The sequence below is a fragment of the Paractinoplanes pyxinae genome (assembly GCF_026626335.1).
GTDB lineage: Bacteria > Actinomycetota > Actinomycetes > Mycobacteriales > Micromonosporaceae > Actinoplanes > Actinoplanes pyxinae.
This window is the reverse complement of the sequence record NZ_JAPNTZ010000008.1, coordinates 440,313-461,749: the sequence shown is the minus strand read 5'-3', so window position 1 is coordinate 461,749 and position 21,437 is coordinate 440,313. Positions and strand designations below refer to the sequence as shown.

Here is a 21,437-nt window from a genome sequence, read left to right as displayed (position 1 = left end):
ACAGCCTGTCCGCGCCCACCGCCTGAAACGGGCCGAATCAGCCGTCATCGGCCGCCGAACGGACCGTCCGCGCCCGCCACGTGAAGTAGTGAGCTGGCCGGCGGTGCCGGACAGTGGGTGACGGCCTGCGGCGGCGGGTAGTCGGCCCGCGGTGCCGGACAGGCGGGTGAACGCCTGCGGCGTCAAGCAAGGCGGGTGGTGGCCTGTGATGTCTGGCAAGGCGGGTGGTGCATGCGGCGTCGGACAGGCGGGTGGTGGCCTGCGGCGTCGGGTAAGGCGGGTGACGGCTGGCGGCGCTGGCCAAAGGCGGGTGGTTGGGGGGCTAGGGGCGCAGGCCAGTTAGGCGGGTCAGGGCGGCGAAGCCGTCGTCGGTGCCGGGCCAGTGGCGGCGGACCGCGTCGAGGCCGGCGCGGCGGACGGTGGAGCGTAGGACCGCGGTGACGATGATGGCGTCATCGGCGTAGCCCAGGATGGGGATGAAGTCGGGGATCAGGTCGATCGGGAGGGCCAGGTAGGCGAGCAGCAACGCCAGGCGGATCCGGAGGCCGCGCGGTAGCGTCCGGTCGGCCGCTAGGCGGCGCAGCAGCCGTATCAGGTCGGGCAGCAGCCGTAACGCCTCTTTGAGTTGCGCCTGACCCGGTCGGGCGATCAGCAGCGCGATCAGCAGGGCCGCCCAGAGCACGGCCAGCGCGACCCCGAGGCTGATCAGCGTCTGCCACCACCAGGCCATTGGCCCATTCTCCCCGGTGTGGTGTCAGATGGTGACTTGGGCCAGGGAGAGGGCGAAACGGGCCTCGGGGTCGGTCCACCAGTGGGTGAGGGTGAAGCCGGCCTCGGTCAGCTCCTTCTCGACGCCCTCGCGGCGGAACTTGGCCGAGATCTCGGTGCGAATCTCTTCGCCCGTCTTGAATTCGACGACCAGGTCTACGGCGGGGATGGTCACTCGTTGCGGCCAGCGGGATCGCAGGCGCATCTCGATCCACTCGTGGTCGGCGTCCCAGAGGGCCACGTGCGCGAAGCCGTCGACGTCGAAGTCGGCCTGCAGGTGACGGTTGAGCACCCGCAGCACGTTCTTGTTGAACTCGGCCGTGACGCCGGCCGCGTCGTCGTAGGCGGGGACCAGGACCTTCGGGCTCTTCACCAGGTCGGTGCCGAGGAGCAGGTGCTCGCCGGGACGCAGGACCGCGCGCACGTCGGCCAGGAAGTGGGCGCGCTCGGCCGGCTCGAAGTTGCCGATCGTGCCGCCCAGGAACGCGACCAAGCGGTCGGGCGCCTGCGGCAGGAAGCCGAGATGCCGGGTGATGTCGCCGACGATCCCCTGCACCCGCACGGACGGGAAGTCGGTGCCGACGTGTGCGGCCGCGGCCTCGAGGGCGGTCGGTGAGACGTCCATGGGCACGAACAGGGTGGGCCGCAGGGCCTCGAGCAGCAGCCTGGTCTTGGTGGAATAGCCCGAGCCGAGCTCGATCAGCGTGCGGGCGCCGGTGAGCCGGGCGATCTCGGGGGCCCGCGCGGTGAGGATCGCCCGCTCGGCCCGGGTCGGGTAGTACTCGGGCAGCTCGGTGATCTGCTCGAACAGCTCGCTGCCGCGGGCGTCGTAGAACCACTTCGGCGGCAGCCGTTTCGGGGTGGCGGTGAGACCGGCGACCACGTCGGCGCGCAGCGCGGCCTCTTGGGTGCCGGCGTCGAGATGGACCTCGAGCGGGGTGCTCATGCTTCTCCCAGGGGAAGGTGCTGCCGGGCGCCCGGTGCGGCGACCAGCAACGTACGGTCGGGGACCGGCTGCCAGGCCGGGTCGTCGTCCAGCGGTTCGGAGCTGACCAGCACCGATTCCGGGCCGGCCAGGATCGACAGGGCGTGGCCGGCGGTGCTGGCGACGATGGTCTCGCCGTCGGTCAGCAGCAGGTTGAGCCGGGAACCGGGTGCGACCGCGCTGACGTCGGCAACGGTCTCAGCTATCGCCTCGGCCGGTGGCGCGCCCAGGCGCAGGCGATGGCGGACCAGCGCCCACAGCAGCGCGGCGTCGGTGGGCGCTTCCAGCGTCAGCAGGTCGGTGACCGGCAGGGCGGCGGCCAGCTTCTCGACCGTGGCCGGCCAGCCCGCGACCACGCCGTTGTGGCTGAACAGCCACCTGCCCTCGGCGAACGGCGCGGCCGCCTGCGGGGTGACCGGCATGCCCACGGTGGCGCTGCGGACGGCGGCCAGCACGCTGCCGGCCGTGACGGAGGCGGCCAGGGCCGGCAGGTCGGGATCGCTCCACAGCGGAGTGGCCCGGCGGTAGCGCACCAGGCCCTCCGCGGTCAGCCAGCCGACCCCGAAGCCGTCCGCGTTGATCGTGCCGCCGCCCCGCATGTCGCGGGGCGCCCACGACTGGTGCGAGAGCGAGTGCGGCGGCTCGAACAACAGGCGGGACAACGGGATCGGCGGGCCCAGATAGGCCAGGTGACGGCACATCAGGCGTCCCGCGCGCAGCGGAAGCCGCTGAAGATCTGCCGCCGGATCGGGTAGTCCCAGTTGCGGAACGTGCCCCGCACGGCCGACCCGTCGGTGCCGAACGAGCCGCCACGCAGCACCTTGTAGCCCGGGCCGAAGAAGACCTCGGAGTATTCGCGGTAGGGGAACGGGGCGAAGCCGGGATAGCCGTGGAAGTCGCTCGACGTCCACTCCCACACGTCGCCGATCAGCTGGTGCACCCCGAGCGGCGAAGCGCCGTCGGGGAAAGCCCCCGCGGCGGCCGGGCGCAGGTGCTGCTGGCCGAGGTTGGCCTGGCTCGGCGAAGGCGACGCGTCGCCCCACGGAAAGCGCCGGGACCGGCCGGTCGCCGGGTCGAACCGAGCCGCCTTTTCCCACTCGGCCTCGGTCGGCAGCCTCTTCCCGGCCCACTTCGCGTAGGCGGCAGCCTCGTAGTAACAGACGTGGACCACCGGCTCGTCGGCCGCGATGGGCTCGGTGCGGCCGAAAGTGGTCGCCACGAACGAGGAGCCGTCCCGTTGCCAGTGCGCCGGCGCGACCAGCCCGGCGGCCTGCCGGTGATCCCACCCGGCCGTGCTCCACCAGCGCGGGTCGTCGTAGCCGCCGGCGTCGATGAACGCCGCGTACTGAGCATTGGTCACCGCCGCCCGATCGATGTGGAAGGCCGGCACGACGACCTGGTGGGCCGGCCTTTCGTTGTCGAGCGCCCAGGCCTCGGTGGACGTGCCCATCGTGAACGGCCCGCCGGGCACCAGGACCTCGCCGGTGACCGGCGTGGACGGCGCGGGTGGCGGCGAGGCCGAGAGCACCGGTGGGCCGGACCGCAGCTGGTGGGTGGCGAGCATGGTCTCGTCGTGCTGCTGCTCGTGCTGCACGATCATGCCGAACGCGAACCCGTCGGCGACCAGGCGGCGGCCCTGGTCGAGCCGGGCCCGGCCGAGCACGTCGAGCGCCTTGTCACGCACCTGGGCCACGTAGCGCCGGGCCTCGGCCGGGTTGAGCAGCGGCAGGGCGACCCGGTCGCGGCGGGCGTGCTGGAACGCGTCGTACAGCTCGTCGATGTCCTGCCGGACCGGTTCGCGGCCGCCGACGTCGCGGACGAGCCACAGCTCTTCCTGGTTGCCGACGTGGGCGAGATCCCACACCAGCGGGGACATCAGCGGGGAGTGCTGGGCCACGAGGTCGCCGTCGTCGACGGCCTCGGTGAGCAGAGTCGTGCGGTCGCGGGTGCGCAGAAGCTCGGCCGCCACACGGTCGCGCAGCCGTTCGGTCTCGATGGTCATCGCATCCTCCGTTCGATCGTCTCGGCCACGTCGCCGGCGAAGGAGCCGCGCCGCAGCGCCAGCTCGAGGACGGCGTGGGCGGTGCGGCGCAGCGCGGGGTCGGCCAGGCCGAGCCGCCAGGCGGGTTCCCACCGCTCGGCGGTGGGCCGGGCCAGGTCGAGCGCGGCCGAGGTGGTGGCCGGGTCGGCCAGCAGGGTGTCGAGCACGGCGACCGGAGCGATCCAGTCGTCGCCGGCCTGGGCGTCCAGATAGCGCACCTCGAGGTAGCCGCGCGGGCGCACCGGCGGGAACAGGGTGCTCAGGTGATAGTCGACGTCGGCCACCGTCAACGGCAGAGGCAGCGCGCCCCGCACCCAGTCGTCGAGCGTGGCCCCGGGTGGCGCGTCCCAGCAGCCGCCGTTGCGCCGGACGCAGGTGAGCGGCGCGGCCAGGGCGTAGCGCACCCAGTCGGCGGCCGGGTCGGCCGAGACGCCGACGGGGTGGGTGAGCCGCGGATCCATGGCCCACCAGGCGGCCATGCGGGCGGAGGCCAGGCCGGTGTCGCGGCCGGCGTGGAACCGGGAGTTGGCGAAGGCGGCCAGCAGCGGCGGGCCCAGCGCCGAGACGGCCGCCCACCGCACCGGAAGGTCGTCGCCGGCGTCGAGGCAGACCTGCAGCCCGGCCGTGCTGCACATCATCACGCGGCCGTCGCCGCCGCGCTCGTCGAACGCCTGCTCCATGGCGTCGTAGCGCGGGGTGCGCACGAGTCGCCGGGGCGCGCGGTGCGGGTCGACGCCGTGCGAGCCCAGAGCCATGCCGGCGGCCCCGAGGAGGTCGGAGAGATAAGTGAGGTCGGCCGAGACCGCCGCGTGCAGCGCGCCCAGGGTGGGGAAGGGGGCGGACGAGATCTCGACCTGGCCGCCGGGCTCGACACTGATCGTGCCGCCGGCGGGGAGGGGGAGCGGCGGGTGCGGCGAGCCCAGGGTCGCCGGGGTGTGCCGGCCGAGCGCCTGCCGCAGCGTCTCGACGGCCAGCGGCGCCGCGGGCGCCGCGATGCTGTGCACAGTCCATTCCAGTTCGGCGCCGATCAGCGCCGGTGGCCCGGTCTTGAAGCAGATGGCCCGGATCCGCGCCTCCACCTCGCTCCGGCTGCGGAGGACGGCCGCTGTTTCGGCGTCACCATCCGCCAGCAGTCGCATGCTCTTGGTCATGGCCCGAACCTACGGCCGGGGTCCGACAATTTTCCGGCGCCGGAACGGCCGGTCCATCGTGTACGCCCGCCATGCAGGCACTTCCCCGGAGAGTGATCTGGGTCACCGGAAAAGGGAAGCGTTTCACCTCGGGTTAAGCCTCACCTAAGACGGCAAAAGCGCTGTCCACCTGCGTAAACGCCGATTCCTTGGAGAATCCTGAACCCTTCATCGACCAGCTTCGTACTTTTGGGCGCGCGTCCCGGCGGAGCGGCGCGCACACCGGTGGAGTTAAGGAGTCTCGATGGCGGGGACCGGAATCGACACCTCGATCCTGCACAAGGGCGCCCACAGCGCGTCCTACTTCGACCTCTCGCGCAGCGCGGGCGAGGGCGTCGAGATCGTGGACTTCTGCATCCCCTGCAACCCGTACTTTCCCACGCCGGAGATGTTCGACGAGCTCAGCCGCGATCTCAAGAACATCCTGAAGTACTACCCGAGCGACTCGTCGAGCATCACCAAGAAGCTGTGCAGCGTGCTCGGCCTGCACCCGCAGACCGTGGCCATGGCCAACGGCTCGACCGAGCTGATCACCTGGATCGACCACCTGCTCATCAAGGAGAGCGTGGCCATCCCGATCCCGACCTTCGGCCGCTGGACCGATCAGCCGCTCGAGACCGGCAAGCGGGTCGACATGTTCCCGCTGCAGGAGCGCGACGGTTTCCGGCTGAACCTCGACGACTATGTGCGCTTCATCCGCGACCGTGGCTCCCGGGTGGCCGTGGTCTGCAACGTCAACAACCCCGACGGCTGCTACCTGCCGCGGCGCGACGTCATCCGGTTCATGGACATGCTGGGCGACCTCGACCTGGTGGTCATCGACGAGTCGTTCATCGACTTCTCCGACATGGAGCAGTACCCCTCGGTCGGCCCGGACGCGGTCATCCGCTCCAACGCCGTCGTCCTGAAAAGCCTGGGCAAGAACTTCGGCCTGCACGGCATCCGCTTCGGCTACCTGATGGCCAACCCCGCCATCGCCGGCAAGATCGGCAAGGCGCTGCCCAAGTGGAACCTCAACTCGCTGGCCGAGAAGGTCGTCTTCATGATCCAGGAGCACGAGGAGGAGTACGAGGACAGCCTGCGCCTGCTCAGCCGCGACCGCCGGGCCATGGCGGGCGAGCTGGCCCGCATCCCGGGGCTGACCGTCTTCCCCTCGCAGGGCAACTTCATCCTGGTCAAGCTGCCCACCGAGTGGTCCGGCACGGCGCTGCGCGACTACCTGGTGGCCAACCACGGCGTCTACACCCGCGAGTGCGGCAACAAGCTGGGCATGACCAGCCAGTTCATGCGCCTGGTGGTGCGACCGGGCCGGGACGTCGACCGCCTGATCGACGGAATGATGGACTACGGCCGTCAGTTCCGGGTCCGCTCGTACGAGGAACCGGCCGAAACACGCCGCGGCTGGGAGACCCCACGCGAGGAAGCGCCGGACAACTTGATCCAGTACCCGTCGCGCCGCCCGGGCGAGTACACGGCCCGCCGCGCCGCCAATGCGTAGGTGCCTGGTCCGCCGCCCGCACCGCTGGGCCCGGTCCCGTCGCCCCTTGAGCCCCCGGCGACGCCGCAAATGACCTCTGCGCGTCGACCGCCGTACACGTCCCGGTCCGCTTGGTGGCCGATCGTGAGCGCATGCCGCACTACCTCGACGCGGTCGCCGCGAGCCCCTGGATCCTCGCGGTCGTCTTCGTCGTAGCCGGGCTCGACGCCCTGCTGCCGTTCATGCCGAGCGAGTCGACCGTGCTCGCCTGCGGGGTCGCCGCCGCCAGCACCGGGCGCCCGCACGTGGCCCTGCTCATCGTGGTGGCTGCGGCCGGGGCCTGGCTGGGCGACGTGGTGTCGTACCAGGTGGGCCGGCGCAGCACCGCGGCCGTCACCGCCCGGCTGAGCCACCGCCGGGCCGTCGCCGTGCACGGATGGGTGCATCGCATGCTGCACAGCCGGGGCGGCCTGGTGATCGTCTTCGCCCGCTACGTGCCCGGCGGGCGGTCGACCACCGCGCTGGCCGCGGGCCTGGTCGGCTATCCGGCCAAGCGGTTCGCCTGGTTCACGGCCGCGGCCGTGGTGCTGTGGGCGACCCAGGCTGCCTTCCTGGGCTACCTCGGCGGCGCCCTGTTCGAGAACCACCCGCTGCTCGGTTTCCTGGTCGCCGGCTCCGCCGCGATGGCCGTCACCGGCGCCGCGATCGGCATACAACGACTCGCCCAACAGCCCGTGCGCGTGCGTCAACGAGTGCGCTAGAAACAACTGGTCCACTGAGGAGGCAAAGATGCCCACCCGTCGTGTACTTCTGTCAGGTGCCGCCGTCGCGGCCGGCGCCGCCGTCCTGCCATCCGCCGCCGAGGCAAGCGGCAAAGGCAACCTGTATCCACTCGGCGTCGCCAGCGGCGACCCGTTACCCCATGCCGTCGTCCTCTGGACCAGACTGATCCGCGAGGGCTTGCGCCACCCGGTCGAGGTGGAGTGGCAGGTCGCCAAGGACGAGCGGTTCCGCCGCGTCGTCCGCCACGGCCGCACGGTCGCCCGGCCGGAACTCGCTCACTCGGTGCACGTCGACGCCCGGGGGCTCGACGACGGCCACGAGTACTTCTACCGCTTCCGCGCGCTCGGCCAGGTCAGCCCCACCGGTCGGACGAAAACCGCCGGCAGCCGGCAGAGGCTGCGCTTCGGCATCGTGAACTGCCAGGACTTCCAGAACGGCTACTGGCCGGCCTACTGGGGCCTGGCCGCTGAAGACCTCGACGTCGTCGTGCACCTGGGCGACTACATCTACGAGTACGACCCGAGCAGCCGCTTCGCCGACCGCCGGCACACCACGCCGGCCACCCCCGGCCTCGACCAGCTGGTGACGCTGGACGACTACCGGGCCCGCCACGCGCAGTACAAGAGCGACCCGGCGCTGCAGGCCGCCCACGCCGCCTTCCCGTGGATCGTCACCTGGGACGACCACGAGACCGAGAACAACTACGCCGGCCTGATCGACGAGATCGACGACACCGGGGCCAAGCTGCAGACGGTGGCCCAGTTCGCCCGTCAGCGGGCCGCGGCCTACCAGGCCTACTACGAGCACATGCCGATCCGGGCCGACCTGCGTCCGGGCCGGGCCGACCTGCGCATCTTCCGCCGGTTCGACTTCGGCCGGCTGCTGCGGCTCAACGTGCTCGACACCCGGCAGTACCGCACCGACCAGCCGGGCGGCTTCCCCGGCGACTTCGGCCTGGCCACCGCGGGCGACAGCAACGTCGGCGGCACGCTCACCGGCGAGGGGCAGGAGCGCTGGCTCAAGGCCGGGCTCGACCACTCGCCGGCCCGCTGGAACGTCGTGGCCCAGCAGGTGATGATGAGCCGGATCAAGTTCCCCAACCCGACCGGCGCGCCGGTGCCGCCGATCGTGGCCAACCTCGACCAGTGGGACGGCTACGCCCCGCAGCGCACCCGCTTCTTGAACTACCTGGCCGACAAGCGCGTCAAGAACCCGATCATCCTGGCCGGCGACATCCACTCGACCTGGTTCTCCGAGCTGCGCACCGACTTCGACAAGCCCGAGCTCGCCCCGGTCGCCGTCGAGTTCACGGCCACCTCGGTCAGCTCGGACTTCCCGATCGCCTTCGACGCCCCGCTCAAGCAGGTCAACCCGACGCTCAACCCGCACGTGCGGTACTTCGACGGCTCCAAGCGCGGCTATCTGCGCTGCCTGGTCACCAAGAGCGCCTGGCACACCGACGTCCGCACGGTCGACACCATCGACGTCCGCGAAACGCCGGTGACCACGAGCGCGTCGTGGGCCGTCGAGGCGGGGACGAGCACGCTGACCCGATAAAGTCCATCGGATGCGGACGAAGGAGCAGCTGACCGGCGACATCCGCGACCACAAACGCGCGGTGCTGGTGGTCAACACTCACTCGCGGCGCGGCCGGCTGCTCTACGAGACGGCGAAGGAGCGGCTGGCCGGGGCCGGGTTCACGCTGCTCGGCGCGTGTGCCGTCGACCGCCCGCGGGAACTCCCGCGCATCCTGGCCGAGGGGCTGGCCCTCAAGCCCGACCTGCTCGTGGCGGGCGGCGGCGACGGCACGATCAGCACCGCGGCCCGCCTGCTCGCCTATCAGGACGTGGCGCTCGGCCTGCTTCCCTTGGGCACCACGAACAACTTCGCGCGCACCGCGCACACCCCGCTCGACCTCGGCGAGGCGGTCGAGGTGCTGGTCAAGGGCAAGGTGATCGACCTCGACCTGGGGCTGGCGGGCGACGAGCCGTTCACCAACCACGTCGGGGTGGGGCTGTCGGCCGAGGTGATGCTCAAGGCCCCGCGCCCGTTGAAGCGCCTGCTCGGCCGGTACGCCTACCCGCTCACCGCCTTGGGCCTGCTCACCCGGCACGAGCCACTGCGCATCACCGTACGGGCGTCCGGCGGCAGCCACGATTTCCGCAGCCACCAGGTCTACGTGGCCAACGGCGGCCACCACGCCGGACGCCCCATCGCGGGCGACGCCGACGCCGACGACCGCCTGCTGGTGGCGTACCCGGTCGGCGGCCCCACGCGGCGGGAGCTGCTGGTCGAGACGGCTCGCAACGCGGCCCAGGGCCCCACGCGTACGCTGCGGGAAGAGCCGTTCCTGGCGGTCGACGAGCTGTGGCTCGAGACCGACCGCCCGGCCCGCGTCGAGGTCGACGGTGAGCCGGCCGGCACCACGCCGATGCGCATCGGGCTGGCGGCGAACGCGCTACGCGTGATGGCCCCGGCCGACGCGCCCGACCGGTGACGCGTACGCGTCGCCCCGCGCGAAGCACAGGGTGACGCGAACGGAAATTAATTGCGACACGACTGCACAGACTCGGCACGGGGGGCGTCGTAGTGGTTGTGACCTTCGAGCAATTCGCGATGGCCAGGCTCCCGAGTCTCCTGCGCTACGCGGTCGTCCTCACCGGCGACCGGGAACTGGCGCAGGACGTCGTCCAGGAGGTGCTGGCCCGGGCGCAAGTCCGATGGCGGCGGATCAGCGAGGCGGAATCGCCCGAGGCGTACGTGCGGCGCATGGTGCTCAACGAGTACCTGTCGTGGCGGCGCAGCTGGGCGGTCCGTCACGTGCACTCGGTCGGCGAGCGGCTGGTCGAGCTGGACGATGCCCGGGGTGGTGTGCGCGACCACGCCGAGGGTGTCGTCATGGCCGACGTGCTGTGGCGGCGACTGGCCACCCTGGGGCGCAAGCAGCGGGCTGTCCTGGTGCTGCGCTACTACGAGCAGCTGGACGACGACCAGATCGCCGACCTGCTGGGCTGTTCCCAGGCGACGGTGCGAAGCCACGCTTCGAGGGCTCTGAAAACGCTCCGGCTGTCACCGGAGCTCATGGAACGCATTCCCGCCGAGGAGAAGTCGTGACCGACCGCGATCAACTGCGCGAGGCATTCGAGACCCAAGAGCACAACACCCCTGACCCCTCCGCGGTCTACGCCCGCGTCCAGGAGCTTTCCCAGAAGTACAAGCGGCGCCGGCGGGGCGCTCAGATCGCCGCCGGTGGCGTGCTCGGCGCCGGCCTGATCGCCGGGGCCATCAACCTCCCCGCGTTCCTTCCGGCCAACAACGCGGCGAGCAACACCGCCGCCGGCGTGCCGGCCGCCGCTCCCGCCGTCAGCGCGAGCGCCGACCCCGACAAGGTCCGCGACGAGCAGATCGAGGCGTACTACGACGCCGGCTTCGGCTACGACGACGCGGGCCGCCTGGCCAAGATCTGGAAGCTGAGCGACGACGACCGGGTCGCCGTCAAGGCCGAGGCCGGCCGCCGCCTGCTGCTGGGCGAGACGCTGCCGATCAAGCCGACGCCGGACGCCCCGGTCGAGGAGAGGACGATCTCCCCGCAGGACGAGGCCCGCTACAGCGCGTTCTTCAACGCCGGCTACACCTGGACCGAGGCCGAGAAGCTGGCCAAGATCTGGAAGATCAAGGACCCGTCCGACGCCAAGCTCGAGGCGGGCAAGCGCCTCCTCGCCGGTCAGGAACTGCCGGTCAAGCCGACGGCCGAGGGTGTGAAGGAGGCGCTCACCTCCAAGCGGGTGAGCAAGTTCTTCGACGCCGGCTACGAGATCGAGGACGCGGTGAAGCTGGCCAAGCTGTGGAACCTCAAGGACGCCTGGGCGGCCAAGATCGAGGGCGGCAAGCGTCTGCTGGCCGGTCAGACCCTGCCGATCCAGCCGTGACAGCGAGGTTGCGCCGGCGCATCGGCTTCGAGATCGAGCTGATGGCGCCCCGCGGCGCCAGCCGGCGCAGCCTCGCCGACGACCTGGCCGCCCGCTGCGGCGGCCGGGTCCGTCCGGTCTGGCACCGCGACAGTGAGCCGTCGCTGGTGCCCGGCCTGGGCAAGTTCTTGAACCTGACGCTGGGCTTCGCGGTCGACCGGCCGGACGGAAGCCCGCTGTGCACCCTGGTCGACGACATCACCCTGCTCGACGGCCTCGACCAGCGCACACCGGCCCGACCCGGCTGGTACCGCGTGCTCAGCGACGAACCCCGGCTGCTGAGCCTGCTCGCCGAGCAGTGCGACCCGGCGGGGCAGCTCGAGACCGTGCTCGACGGGGCTGCCTCGCTGTGGGGGACGAAGCCCGAACGGATCGGCGACGTCTTCCGCCTCGACGATCCCGACGGGGGCACGATCGCGCTGGCCGCGCCGGCCGGTTCCGAGCGCGAGCGCCCGTGCGAGATCGTGACGCCGCCGCTGGCCGCCGGTCATGCCGAGGCGCTCGAGGAGCTGCTCGGCCCGGCCCGTGAGCTGGGCTTCACCGTGCCGTCCGAGGCCGCCGTCCACCTGCACTTCGACGGCGCCTCGTTCCGGGGCCCGCTGGCCCTGGCCAATGTGATCCGCCTGTTCGCCGGGTGGCGTGAGCCGTTGCGGGCGCTGCTGCAGACCAATCCGGCCTGCCGCCGCCTCGCCCCGCTGCCCGGGCCGCTGGTGGCCGCCACTGCCGGCCGGCCCGGGTGGGACGAGCTGCGCGCCGCGGCCAAAGAGGGTGGGCTCACCAAGTTCTTCGACATCAACCTGACCCAGCTGTTCGCCGAGCACCCGATCCGCGACACGATCGAGATCCGCATCCTGCCCGGCGCCATCGAGACGGCGCAGATCGTCGACCGGGCCGCGCTGGTCGAGCTGCTGCTCGAGCGCTGCCTGTTCTCGTCGTCGCTGCCCGAGCCGGATCCCGACCCGGCCGAGGCGGTCGAGCAGCTGATGCACTTCGCGGCCGAGGCCCTGGCCCGGCGCTAGACCGTCACCGTCGTCTCGGCGGCCAGCCAGATCGAGACGGCCGAGGCCCTGGCCCGCCGCTAGACCGTCACCGTCGTCTCGGCGGCCAGGCGGATCGAGACGGCCGTGGGCGGGCCCGGCCGGCCGAAGAGCCAGCCCTGGCCGCGGTCGCAGCCCAGGGTGCGCAGCAACTCGGCGTGGTGGGCGGTCTCGACGCCCTCGGCCACCGTCGTCAGGTTCAGGCTGCGGGCCAGGTCGACCACGGCCCGGACCAGGGCGGCCTGCTGGGCGTCGCCCGGGTCGTCCGGCATGAACGACTTGTCGATCTTCAGGATGTCGATCGGGAGGTCGCGCAGGTAGGCCAGCGACGAGTAGCCGGTGCCGAAGTCGTCGATCGCCACCCGGACGCCGTCGGCCCGCAGCTCGGCCAGGTGGGTCAGGGCCAGCTCGGCGTGCGCGCCCGAGCGCACCAGCACGCCCTCGGTGATCTCGACGGTCAAAGCGTGCGCCGGCAGGTCGCTGTCGGCCAGGGCCCGGCGTACGCGGTCGGCGAAGTACGGCTCGGCCAGCTGCCGGGGCGAGACGTTGACGGCGATGGTCGTGCCGTACCGGCGGTGCCAGACGGCGGCCTCGGCGCAGGCCCGGCGCAGCACCCATTCGCCCAGCCCGACGATGAGCCCGCTGTCCTCGGCGGCCGGGATGAACTTGTCCGGCCCGATCGGGTCCTGGCCGGGCGGCGTCCACCGGACCAGCGCCTCGAACCCGACCGACGCCCCCGAGCGCAGGGCGACGATCGGCTGGTAGTGCACGGTGAACTCGTCCGCCTCGAGCGCCACCCGCAACCGTTCCACCGTGCGGATCCGCTCGGCCTGCTCGCGGCGCAACCGGGGGTCGAACAGCTCGTGACGGTCCTTACCGGCCGCCTTGGCCGCGTACAGCGCCAGGTCGGCGTCGCTGAGCAGTTCGTCGGCGCCGGCTCGGGGCTCCAGCCGGCGAATGCCGATGCTGCCCGTGACGTGCAGCGTGTGCCCGGTGACCTCGACCGGCCGGCGCAGCGCGGTCAGCACGGCGTCGGCCCGGGCCTTGACCTCGGCGGCGCCCGCGGCCGGCAGCAGCATGGCGAACTCGTCGCCGCCCGGGCGGGCCAGCGTCTCGCCCGGGCCGAGCAGGCGCCGCAGCCGGTCGGCCACCGAGACCAGCAGCTCGTCACCCACCGTGTGGCCGAGCCGGTCGTTGACGTCCTTAAAGCCGTCCAGGTCGAGCAGCAGCAGCGCGCCCCGGCGTTCGCCCGACTCGGCGACCAGCGTGAGCTGTTCCTCGAGCAGGCGGCGGTGGGGCAGCCCGGTCAGGGTGTCGTGCAGCGCCTGGTGGCGCATCGACTCCTGCAGGGACGCCTGCTCGGCCAGCGCCTGTCCGAGAGTGGTCGCCTGCTTCTCGGCCAGGCGGGTGGCCAGTGCCATCCGCACCACGAGCAGCACCGCCACGGCGGCGGTCAGCGTGAGCGGGACGAACAGGTCCTCCGGTTGGAAGTCGTCGGCGGAACGGTCCCGCTCGACGGCGTAAGCGGTGGCGATGGGCCCGAGCAGCACGAGCACCACGTGCAGGATGAGCAGCCGCCAGGTGCCCACCGTGGCATCCGGCTCGGGCTCGGCCGGGGCGGCGCCCGGGTGCAGGGCGGCCACCCCGATCAGCGCGTACGCCCCGATGAAGGCGCCCACGCTGAGCGTCATCGCCCCCTCGAGCGATTCACCCCCGGTGACCTGCAGGAAGTACCGGACGTCGGACGTGGCCATCAGCGCGATGGCCCCCAGCACGATCAGATGGGGCCGGGAGAGGCGGGCCTGCACCACGAGCAGCCGGATGGCCAGGCCGGTGGTCAGGGCGTCGAGGAACGGATAGGCGACGACGGCCGGATTGCCCAGGGGAGTGTCCCGGTCGATGACGTACGGGTCGTAGAGCAGCACCCAGGCCAGTACGGTCCCCGTGCACAGGACGATGCCGGTCTCGGTGATCCCGGCCCAGCGGGACGTGCCGGACCGGTCGGCCAGCAGCGCCAGCCCGGCCGCCAGCGCCGGGTAGGAGGCCAGGAAGAACGCGTCGTACCAGCTGATGCCGGGCAGCATGGTCGCGTCGGGCGCGATCGCCCAGGTCAGCGGGGCCGCCGTGCCGAAGCCGGCCGCGACGGCCAGCAATATCCACGCGGCCGGGCGGGCCGGGCGGTTCACCCGCAGGCCGGTCAGCACGGCGGCCACCGCGCCCACGCCCACGAGGCCGTAGACGGCCAGCTCACCCGTCGTGCTCAGGGCCGACGCGACCGGGCCGACCAGCAGCACGGCGACGAGCAGCCACCAGAACCACCAGCGGCGGTCACCGTTCACATCTGCACCTTTCGGGCGACGACCCGTCATAAGCCCCATCGGCAGGCCGCGGCGCTTCCCAAGCCGTCCGGTAAATTGTCGTCGCGTGACCCGTGCTCTCGACGACGCCCAACCGCCGGCCGACTCCGTCTCGCTGGACTACTTCACCGGGCTCTACCTGGCCAAGGACGACCCGTGGGACCTGGCCACGAAGTGGCACGACCGCCGCAAGTACGCGGTGACGATGGCCAGCCTGCCCCGTGAGCGGTACCGCCGCTGCTACGAGCCGGGCGCCTCGATCGGGCTGCTCACCGCGATGCTGGCCGCGCGCTGCGACGAGGTGCTGGCCGTCGACTCGGTCGACCTGGCCGTCGAACAGGCCCGGTCGCTGCTGAAAGACCTTTCCCACGTACGCGTCGAGCAGGCCAACCTTCCGGCCGAGTTGCCGTCCGGCACCTTCGACCTGATCGTCGTGGGCGACCTGCTGTACTACTTCAACGAGGCCGACCTCAATGCCACCCTGGACGGGTTCGTGCAGTGCCTCGAACCGGGCGGGGACATCGTCGGCGTGCATTTCCGGGACCGCGTCAACGGCGGCAACTACGACGGCTTCCAGGTGCACGCGGCGCTGGCCGCCCGCCCGGGGCTCGAGCGGGTCGTCCACCACGAGGACGAGTGGTTCCTGCTCGACGTGTTCCGGCGCACAGAGGCGGTGCCGCGGTAAGGACCGCGGAGTAGCTTCGGTCCTATGGTGACCGCGCTCTCGATCCTCGACCTCGCCCCGATCAGCAGCGGGCAGACCCCGCTCGAGAGCTTCGAGGCCAGCGTCGCGCTGGCCCGGGCCGCGGAACGTACGGGCTACGAGCGCGTCTGGTACGCCGAGCATCACAACATGCCGAGCATCGCGTCCTCGGCGACCAGCGTGGTGATCGGTTACGTGGCCGCCCACACCGAGCGCATCCGGCTCGGCTCGGGCGGCGTCATGCTGCCCAACCACTCGCCGCTGGTGATCGCCGAGCAGTTCGGCACGCTGGCCACGCTCTACCCCGGCCGCATCGACCTGGGCCTCGGCCGCGCGCCCGGCACCGACCAGAACACGATGCTGGCCCTGCGCCGCGACAACAGCTCGGCCGACTCGTTCCCGCAGGACGTTCTGGAGCTCAACGGCTACCTCACCGGTCACACGCGCGTGCCGGGCGTGCAGTCGGTGCCGCGGCCATCGTCGCCGGTGCCGCTCTACATCCTTGGTTCGTCGCTGTTCGGCGCTCAGCTGGCGGCTCAGCTCGGTCTCCCGTACGCGTTCGCCTCGCACTTCGCGCCGGACGCGCTGCACCAGGCGGTGACCGTCTACCGCGAGACGTTCAGCCCGTCCGAGCATCTGGCTACGCCGTACGTGATCGCCGGGGTCAACGTCTTCGCGGCCGACGACACGGAAACCGCGCAGCAGCAGCGGACGAAGGCCTACCGCGCCCGCACCCGGGCGATGATCACCCGTGGCGCCCGGGGCGGCAACTTCACCGACGCCGAGATCGACGCGTTCCTGGCCTCCCCGGCCGGCGCGGGCCTGGCCAACATGACCCGCTACACCGCGGTCGGCACGGCGAGCGAGGTCCGCGAATACCTCGAGAAGTTCGCCGAGGAGGCCGGGGCCGACGAAATCATCACGGCCCATCACGCCTCGGAAGTGACTGATCGCGTGCGTTCCGTCGAACTCACCGGCGAAATCATGCGGGCATCGAAATAGCTCGACGCCTCGGTGGGAAAGGGTGGCCATCGTCACCCTGTCAGTTTTGTTTCATTCACTGAAACAGTGCGTCACCACTATTCGAGAAATGTGATCCGGGTCGCCGTACAAAACGGTCATCAGCGCATTTTCGTGACGGTGGTCCCCGCCACTGAGCTGCCCGTCCGCACCCAGAGTGGCCGGGGCGGGCGGCGCGGGCGCCATTTCTGCGCCTAAGATCCTGTGAATTCGAAGAATGCATCGAGTTCCTGCGGCCGAGGGGTGAAGCGAAGTCATGGTCGACCGACCGATCCGTGAGTGGAACGGCCTGACCATTCCCGAGGCGGGCGTGTACACATTGGACGAGGCCCACAAGCGGCTCGGATTCCTCGCCCAGCACATGATGGTGAGCCCGGTCCGCGGCGAGTTCTCCCGCGGCAACGCCACCATCCTGGTGGCCGAAGACCCGATGCGCTCGTCGGTGACGGCCACGATCGACGCCACCAGCCTCACCACGCACAATGCCGACCGCGACACCCACCTGTCGGGCCCGGACTTCCTCGACGTCCAGCGCTACCCGGTGATCTCGTTCCGCAGCACCGGCGTGCAGTGGCAGCAGAACAACGACGAGATCTTCCTGTGGGCCCGGCTGCGCAACAACCCGCTGTCGCGCCGGCCCAACGCGGCCGCCGTGCCGGCCGCCCGGCCCAGCGGCAAGTTCGTGGTCAGCGGGCTGCTGACGATCCGCGACGTGACCCGGCCGATCGACCTCAACGTCGAGTACGGCGGGGCCCGGCGTGACCCCTACGACCGCGACATCTTCGGCTTCAACGCCACCGCCGACTTCGAACGCGAGGACTTCGGGCTGGTGTGGAACGTGCTGCTCGAGAGCGGCGGCTTCCTGGTCGGCAAGAGCGTGCGCCTCGAGATCGCCGGCGAGGCCATCCTGGAGTCGCCGGGCTAGTTCTTCTCAACGCGGAAGCTGCGGCGGTAGCTGTAGGGGCTGGTGCCGACCACCCGCTTGAAGCGGTCGCGGAAAGCGGTGGGGGAGCCGAAGCCGACCTGCGAGCCGATCCGGTCGACCGGGTGGGCCGTCGTCTCGAGCAGATGCTGGGCTTGGCGGATGCGGGCCCGGTGCAGCCACTGCAGCGGCGTGGTGCCGGTCTGCTCGCGGAAGCGCCGGTTCAGCGTCCGGGTGCTCATGCCGGCCCGGGCCGCGATGGCCTCCAGCGTCAGGTCGTGGCCGGCGTTGTCGTCGAGCCACAGCAGCAACGGCTCCAGCTCCGAGCCGCGCGGGGCGGGCGGCTGCTCGGGCACGATGAACTGGGCCTGGCCGCCCTCGCGTTCCAGCGGCATCACCGACAGGCGGGCGGCCTGCGCGGCGACGGCCGAACCGTGGTCGCGGCGCAGCAGATGAAGGCACAGGTCGAGGCCCGCGGCGGCGCCGGCCGAGGTGAGGAACTGGCCCTCGTCGACGTAGAGCACGCCCGGGTCGAGCTCGACCGCCGGGAACATCGCGCGGAACTCGTCGGCGGCCAGCCAGTGGGTGGTGGCCCGGCGGCCGTCGAGCAGACCGGTGGCGGCCAGGACGAACGCGCCGGCACAGATCGACGCTATCCGGGTACCGCGGCTGGCGGCCGTCCGCAGGGCGGTCACCACTTCGTCCGGTACGGGTCTCGTCACGTCGTGGCAGCCAGGCAGCAGAATCGTGTGCGCCGTCTCCAGCGCCTCCAAGCCGTGATCGGCGCGCACGGTGAACGATCGCGCGCTGACCTCGGGTTGCGGAGCACACACGCGTACGTCGTAGGGGCGCGAGCCATCGGGCAGGCGCACGCGCTCGAAGACCTCCAGCGGCGTGGCGAGGTCGAAGGCGACGACGTTGTCGAGCGCGAGGACGGCGATCCGGTGCATGCCGAGCAGTGTATGGCGAGAATCCGTTGACCTGTGTCATTCGAGCCACTTCCCGATCTTCACGGGCGCTCATACGGTCGGTGACCGTGACAAGAGTGCTCCTTTCCCTGCATGTGCTGGCCGCGATCGTCGCCATCGGCCCGGTCACCGTGGCGGCCAGCATGTTCCCGGCCGCCGTGCGCCGGGCCGACCTCGATCAGATGCGCACCCTGCACCGGATCTGCCGGGTGTACGCCGTGGTCGGGCTGGCCGTGCCGGTGCTCGGCCTGGCCACCGGCGCCTCGCTGGGCGTGCTGACCGACGCCTGGCTGCTCGTCTCGATCGTGCTGACGGTGCTGGCGGCCGTGGTGCTCGGCTACGCGATCCTGCCCGCGCAGGCGGCGGCGCTGTGGTCGAAGGACCCGGTCGACGCGAGCCGGCTCGGCATGGTGTCGGGCGTCTTCAATCTGCTCTGGGCCACCGTCGTCGTCCTGATGATCGTCCGCCCCGGCTCGACGACGGGTGCGTGAACTATGACGCTTCTGCGCGTTTCGGCTCGGGTCGAGCTGCTTTCCTTGCTGGTTTTGTTGGCCAACTTGGCGACCGTGCACGTTTCGTGGGTGGCGACGCTGCTCGGCCCGTTGCACGGTTGCGCATATCTGCTCGTTGTCGGTGCCACCGTGGCCGCCACGCGATCGCTCAGGGCGCGACTGCTGAGTGTTGTGCCGGGGATCGGGGGGTTGCTCGCGCTGTGGGCGATGAGAGGGTCGCCGGGAGTCGGTAGAAGCGGCACTGCTGAGCGCTGGGAGGAGCGGTAACTGGCTTGACTCGAGAATTCGTCGCGGCTGAACGGCGCCGGGGTGAGCCCCGACTGGGTTGTCGCGCGGTCATGGCTCGTACGTAATCGACAACGGAAAGCGTGACGCGCGTCGCCGAGGGCGACCGATTCCTCAACCGCGCGCCGCCGCGGTCGATTCACAGGGCCATTGGCCTGTATCGACCCGGAGGGGAGGCCCGCGTGGCCGATCCCGTGCACGTCGTGGGCAAACTGCGCCGTGACCCCCTCCTGATCGGCTTCGTGGCCTGGACGGCGCTCGCCGGCCTGCTGTTCTTCCTGCTCGACGGGCAGCCGACGGCGCAGGTCCGGGTGTTCTGGAGCTTTCAGCCGGTGATGGACCTGTCGCTGGCGATGTGCTCGTGGCGGGTGGCGCGGCTGGCCACCGGGGCGGTCCGGCGGTTCTGGCTGGTGATGGTGGCGCTCGGGCTGCTGTTCGCGGTGGGCGACACGGTGCAGTCGGTGCTGACCTACACACCGGGTCATTGGACCACCAACGGCGGGGCGGTGCAGACGGTCTGCCTGGGCATCGGGCTGACCTCGGTGGTGGTGGCCATGCTGGCCCACCCGCATCCGACCCGGACCGGCCGGGAACGCCTGGGCTACTGGCTCGACTCGGCGACCGTGCTGGCCGCCGGCGGTGTGGTCGCGTGGTGCCTGCTGGCGACGCCGGGCGGCTACTCGCAGCCGCGGCTGCTGGCGTTGATCGCGGCCATCGGCGTGTGCCTCACGGCCGCCTTCGCGGCGATCAAGATGATCCTCAGCGGCAACGCGCCGATGCACACGGCGGCCGCCCTTCCCATGATCGGCTCGGCTCTCGCGATGAGCCTGGGGATGTTCCTCACGTCGGAGCCGGGGGTCGCGGCGCCTCCCGTGGTCTTTCTGGTGGCCTTCCTGCCCACCTTCCTGATCACGGCCGGGCCGCGCGTCCAGTTCCTGCTGGCCAGCGCGGACCGCACCGCGGCCTTCAGCCAGCGCCGGCGCAAGCCCTACAGCCTTCTTCCGTACGGGGCCATGGTGGTCGCCTTCGGTGCGCTGATCGTGGTGCTGCCGGATGGCGTGAACGCCCGCCTGTGGGGTGTCGTGGCCGGCCTGGTGCTGATCTGCTCGCTGGTCGCGGCCCGGCAGCTGGTCGCCTTCCACGACAACACCGCGCTGATCGACCGGCTGCGCGAGCACGAGATCCGGCTGCGGCACCAGGCCCACTTCGACGGGCTGACCGGGCTGGCCAACCGCACCCACTTCCATGACCAGGTGGCCCACGCGCTGGCGGCGCCCGGCGCGCAGGTGTCGGTGCTGCTGGTCGACCTGGACGGCTTCAAAGCAGTGAACGACACGATGGGCCACGCGGCCGGCGACGCCCTGCTGATGGCCGTGGCCGACCGCCTGCGCGGGGCGATCCGCGCCGGCGACCTGCCGGCCCGTTTGGGCGGTGACGAGTTCGCCGCGCTGCTGCCCGACTGCACGGCGGCCGAGGCCGTCGCCACCGCGGAACGCATTCTGGCCGCGCTCACCGTCCCCGAAGAGATCGACGGCGTCCCCGTCCGGGCCGCCGCCAGCATCGGCGTGGCCGCGGCCGGCACGGGGGCCGACGTGAGCTCGCTGCTGCGCGACGCCGACCTGGCCATGTACGCCGCCAAGCGTCAGGGCAAGGGCACCTGGCAGCGACACGACCCGTCGGTCACGACCGGTAGCGGCCGCTGAGCACGTCGAGCACGTCGGAGTAACGGCCTTCGGCGACAGCGTCGCGCTGCCATTTGACCCGCTCGACCAGGATCTGCTCGGCCTTCGGATCGGCCTCGAGCAGGGTCATGACCTCGTCCAGGAAGTCGTCGAGGGGCATGGCCACCTCGGAGTTCTGCTGGTTCATGAGCGTGGTGCGGGTGGCCGGCGGCACGAGCTCGATCACCCGGACGTTGCTGCTGCTCAGCTGGACGCGCAGGCTTTCCGTGTACGAGTGGACGGCGGCCTTGGTGGCGTTGTAGGTCGGGGTGGCGGGCAGCGGCACATAGGCCAGGCCGGACGTGACCGTCATGATCGTCGCCGCCGGCTGAGCGAGCAGGCCGGGCAGGAACGCGTGGATCAGCCGGACCGGGCCGAGAAGATTGACCTCGACCGTACGCTCGGCGACCTCGAGCGACGCCGGGTCGCGCAGGTCCTCGGGCTCCATGATGCCGGCCATCGTGATCAGGGTGTCCAGCGCCGGGTAGCGGGCGGCCAGGTCGTCGCGGGCGGCGGTGATCGAGGCCGGGTCGGTCGTGTCGATGGTGACAGTGCCGATGCCGGGGTGCTCGGCGCGGATCTGCTCGAGCAGGTCGGTGCGGCGGCCGCCGACAATGACGGTCTTGCCCTGAGCTTGCAGACGTAGCGCGAGTCCGAGGCCGATGCCGGAGGTGGCGCCGGGGATGAAGATGGTGTTCAC

At 71.3% G+C, this 21,437-nt stretch carries 20 protein-coding genes; 12 read left to right on the top strand and 8 right to left on the bottom strand.

From position 1 onward, the window contains the following. Window positions 1-322: 322 nt before the first annotated feature. The 5 genes from OWR29_RS24930 to egtA are packed head-to-tail and all read right to left on the bottom strand — an operon-like array spanning window position 323 to window position 4,945. Window positions 323-730 (bottom strand): YkvA family protein, encoded by a 408-nt coding sequence (locus OWR29_RS24930; RefSeq protein ID WP_267565631.1) that lies wholly within the window; start codon window positions 728-730, stop codon window positions 323-325. A gap of 24 nt (window positions 731-754) precedes the next feature. Continuing rightward, entirely contained in the window at window positions 755-1,714 is a 960-nt protein-coding gene (gene egtD, locus OWR29_RS24925; RefSeq protein ID WP_267565630.1) for an L-histidine N(alpha)-methyltransferase, read from the bottom strand. Beyond that, a complete protein-coding gene (gene egtC, locus OWR29_RS24920; RefSeq protein WP_267565628.1) occupies window positions 1,711-2,454 on the bottom strand; it encodes an ergothioneine biosynthesis protein EgtC in 744 nt (247 codons plus the stop codon). Before egtC ends, egtD begins: the two co-directional genes overlap by 4 nt. Next, window positions 2,454-3,755 (bottom strand): ergothioneine biosynthesis protein EgtB, encoded by a 1,302-nt coding sequence (gene egtB, locus OWR29_RS24915; protein ID WP_267565627.1) that lies wholly within the window; start codon window positions 3,753-3,755, stop codon window positions 2,454-2,456. Before egtB ends, egtC begins: the two co-directional genes overlap by 1 nt. Further along, window positions 3,752-4,945, bottom strand: coding sequence for an ergothioneine biosynthesis glutamate--cysteine ligase EgtA (egtA, locus tag OWR29_RS24910; protein ID WP_267565626.1), 1,194 nt, complete (start codon window positions 4,943-4,945; stop codon window positions 3,752-3,754). Before egtA ends, egtB begins: the two co-directional genes overlap by 4 nt. 283 nt (window positions 4,946-5,228) lie before the next feature. On the opposite strand from egtA, the gene OWR29_RS24905 reads away from it, so the two are divergent. From OWR29_RS24905 to OWR29_RS24875, 7 genes are all read left to right on the top strand, one after another. Next, the gene (locus tag OWR29_RS24905; RefSeq protein ID WP_267565625.1) at window positions 5,229-6,482 is read left to right on the top strand and encodes a pyridoxal phosphate-dependent aminotransferase; all 1,254 of its coding nucleotides are present in this window, start codon (window positions 5,229-5,231) and stop codon (window positions 6,480-6,482) included. A 131-nt stretch (window positions 6,483-6,613) separates the two neighbouring features. Further along, on the top strand, window positions 6,614-7,222 hold the full coding sequence (locus OWR29_RS24900; RefSeq protein WP_267565623.1) for a DedA family protein: 609 nt from the start codon (window positions 6,614-6,616) through the stop codon (window positions 7,220-7,222). A gap of 28 nt (window positions 7,223-7,250) precedes the next feature. Beyond that, window positions 7,251-8,801 (top strand): alkaline phosphatase D family protein, encoded by a 1,551-nt coding sequence (locus tag OWR29_RS24895; protein ID WP_267565622.1) that lies wholly within the window; start codon window positions 7,251-7,253, stop codon window positions 8,799-8,801. A gap of 10 nt (window positions 8,802-8,811) precedes the next feature. Beyond that, window positions 8,812-9,741 (top strand): diacylglycerol/lipid kinase family protein, encoded by a 930-nt coding sequence (locus OWR29_RS24890; RefSeq protein WP_267565621.1) that lies wholly within the window; start codon window positions 8,812-8,814, stop codon window positions 9,739-9,741. Between the two features lie 119 nt (window positions 9,742-9,860). Beyond that, complete coding sequence (locus OWR29_RS24885) at window positions 9,861-10,358, top strand: SigE family RNA polymerase sigma factor (protein ID WP_438872649.1); 498 nt, start codon at window positions 9,861-9,863, stop codon at window positions 10,356-10,358. Further along, window positions 10,355-11,173, top strand: a complete 819-nt coding sequence (locus OWR29_RS24880) for a hypothetical protein (RefSeq protein ID WP_267565619.1) — start codon at window positions 10,355-10,357, stop codon at window positions 11,171-11,173. The genes OWR29_RS24885 and OWR29_RS24880 overlap by 4 nt, the downstream gene beginning before the upstream one ends. Continuing rightward, entirely contained in the window at window positions 11,170-12,231 is a 1,062-nt protein-coding gene (locus tag OWR29_RS24875) for an amidoligase family protein (protein WP_267565618.1), read from the top strand. Before OWR29_RS24880 ends, OWR29_RS24875 begins: the two co-directional genes overlap by 4 nt. A gap of 59 nt (window positions 12,232-12,290) precedes the next feature. On the opposite strand, the gene OWR29_RS24870 is transcribed toward OWR29_RS24875, so the two are convergent. Further along, window positions 12,291-14,588, bottom strand: a complete 2,298-nt coding sequence (locus OWR29_RS24870; protein WP_267565616.1) for a putative bifunctional diguanylate cyclase/phosphodiesterase — start codon at window positions 14,586-14,588, stop codon at window positions 12,291-12,293. 85 nt (window positions 14,589-14,673) lie between these two features. Here OWR29_RS24870 and OWR29_RS24865 point away from each other — a divergent pair, with 85 nt between their 5' ends. From OWR29_RS24865 to OWR29_RS24855, 3 genes are all read left to right on the top strand, one after another. Then, on the top strand, window positions 14,674-15,291 hold the full coding sequence (locus OWR29_RS24865) for a class I SAM-dependent methyltransferase (protein WP_267565615.1): 618 nt from the start codon (window positions 14,674-14,676) through the stop codon (window positions 15,289-15,291). A gap of 24 nt (window positions 15,292-15,315) precedes the next feature. Continuing rightward, window positions 15,316-16,311 carry an LLM class flavin-dependent oxidoreductase gene (locus tag OWR29_RS24860; RefSeq protein ID WP_267565614.1) on the top strand — a complete coding sequence of 332 codons (996 nt, stop codon included), beginning with the start codon at window positions 15,316-15,318 and terminating at the stop codon, window positions 16,309-16,311. A gap of 274 nt (window positions 16,312-16,585) precedes the next feature. Further along, the gene (locus OWR29_RS24855; protein ID WP_267565613.1) at window positions 16,586-17,254 is read left to right on the top strand and encodes a YceI family protein; all 669 of its coding nucleotides are present in this window, start codon (window positions 16,586-16,588) and stop codon (window positions 17,252-17,254) included. Here the strand turns inward: OWR29_RS24855 and OWR29_RS24850 are convergent. Further along, a complete protein-coding gene (locus tag OWR29_RS24850) occupies window positions 17,251-18,201 on the bottom strand; it encodes a GlxA family transcriptional regulator (RefSeq protein WP_267565612.1) in 951 nt (316 codons plus the stop codon). The genes OWR29_RS24855 and OWR29_RS24850 overlap by 4 nt on opposite strands. Window positions 18,202-18,287: 86 nt before the next feature. Between OWR29_RS24850 and OWR29_RS24845 the strand changes: the two genes are divergently transcribed. Both OWR29_RS24845 and OWR29_RS24840 read left to right on the top strand, forming a co-directional pair. Continuing rightward, window positions 18,288-18,710, top strand: coding sequence for a hypothetical protein (locus tag OWR29_RS24845; RefSeq protein WP_267565611.1), 423 nt, complete (start codon window positions 18,288-18,290; stop codon window positions 18,708-18,710). Between the two features lie 488 nt (window positions 18,711-19,198). After that, window positions 19,199-20,719, top strand: coding sequence for a GGDEF domain-containing protein (locus OWR29_RS24840; RefSeq protein ID WP_267565610.1), 1,521 nt, complete (start codon window positions 19,199-19,201; stop codon window positions 20,717-20,719). On the opposite strand, the gene OWR29_RS24835 is transcribed toward OWR29_RS24840, so the two are convergent. Beyond that, window positions 20,697-21,437, bottom strand: coding sequence for an SDR family oxidoreductase (locus tag OWR29_RS24835; RefSeq protein ID WP_267565609.1), 741 nt, complete (start codon window positions 21,435-21,437; stop codon window positions 20,697-20,699). The genes OWR29_RS24840 and OWR29_RS24835 overlap by 23 nt on opposite strands.

What these genes read in the sequence shown, in the direction of transcription:
- OWR29_RS24855 (WP_267565613.1), top strand. Translation starts at nt 16,586, where the DNA reads ATGGTCGACCGACCGATCCGTGAGTGGAACGGCCTGACCATTCCCGAG.
- OWR29_RS24930 (WP_267565631.1), bottom strand. Translation starts at nt 730, where the DNA reads ATGGCCTGGTGGTGGCAGACGCTGATCAGCCTCGGGGTCGCGCTGGCC.
- OWR29_RS24850 (WP_267565612.1), bottom strand. Translation starts at nt 18,201, where the DNA reads ATGCACCGGATCGCCGTCCTCGCGCTCGACAACGTCGTCGCCTTCGAC.
- egtC (WP_267565628.1), bottom strand. Translation starts at nt 2,454, where the DNA reads ATGTGCCGTCACCTGGCCTATCTGGGCCCGCCGATCCCGTTGTCCCGC.
- OWR29_RS24885 (WP_438872649.1), top strand. Translation starts at nt 9,861, where the DNA reads ATGGCCAGGCTCCCGAGTCTCCTGCGCTACGCGGTCGTCCTCACCGGC.
- OWR29_RS24890 (WP_267565621.1), top strand. Translation starts at nt 8,812, where the DNA reads ATGCGGACGAAGGAGCAGCTGACCGGCGACATCCGCGACCACAAACGC.
- OWR29_RS24860 (WP_267565614.1), top strand. Translation starts at nt 15,316, where the DNA reads ATGGTGACCGCGCTCTCGATCCTCGACCTCGCCCCGATCAGCAGCGGG.
- OWR29_RS24900 (WP_267565623.1), top strand. Translation starts at nt 6,614, where the DNA reads ATGCCGCACTACCTCGACGCGGTCGCCGCGAGCCCCTGGATCCTCGCG.
- OWR29_RS24895 (WP_267565622.1), top strand. Translation starts at nt 7,251, where the DNA reads ATGCCCACCCGTCGTGTACTTCTGTCAGGTGCCGCCGTCGCGGCCGGC.
- egtD (WP_267565630.1), bottom strand. Translation starts at nt 1,714, where the DNA reads ATGAGCACCCCGCTCGAGGTCCATCTCGACGCCGGCACCCAAGAGGCC.
- egtB (WP_267565627.1), bottom strand. Translation starts at nt 3,755, where the DNA reads ATGACCATCGAGACCGAACGGCTGCGCGACCGTGTGGCGGCCGAGCTT.
- egtA (WP_267565626.1), bottom strand. Translation starts at nt 4,945, where the DNA reads ATGACCAAGAGCATGCGACTGCTGGCGGATGGTGACGCCGAAACAGCG.
- OWR29_RS24905 (WP_267565625.1), top strand. Translation starts at nt 5,229, where the DNA reads ATGGCGGGGACCGGAATCGACACCTCGATCCTGCACAAGGGCGCCCAC.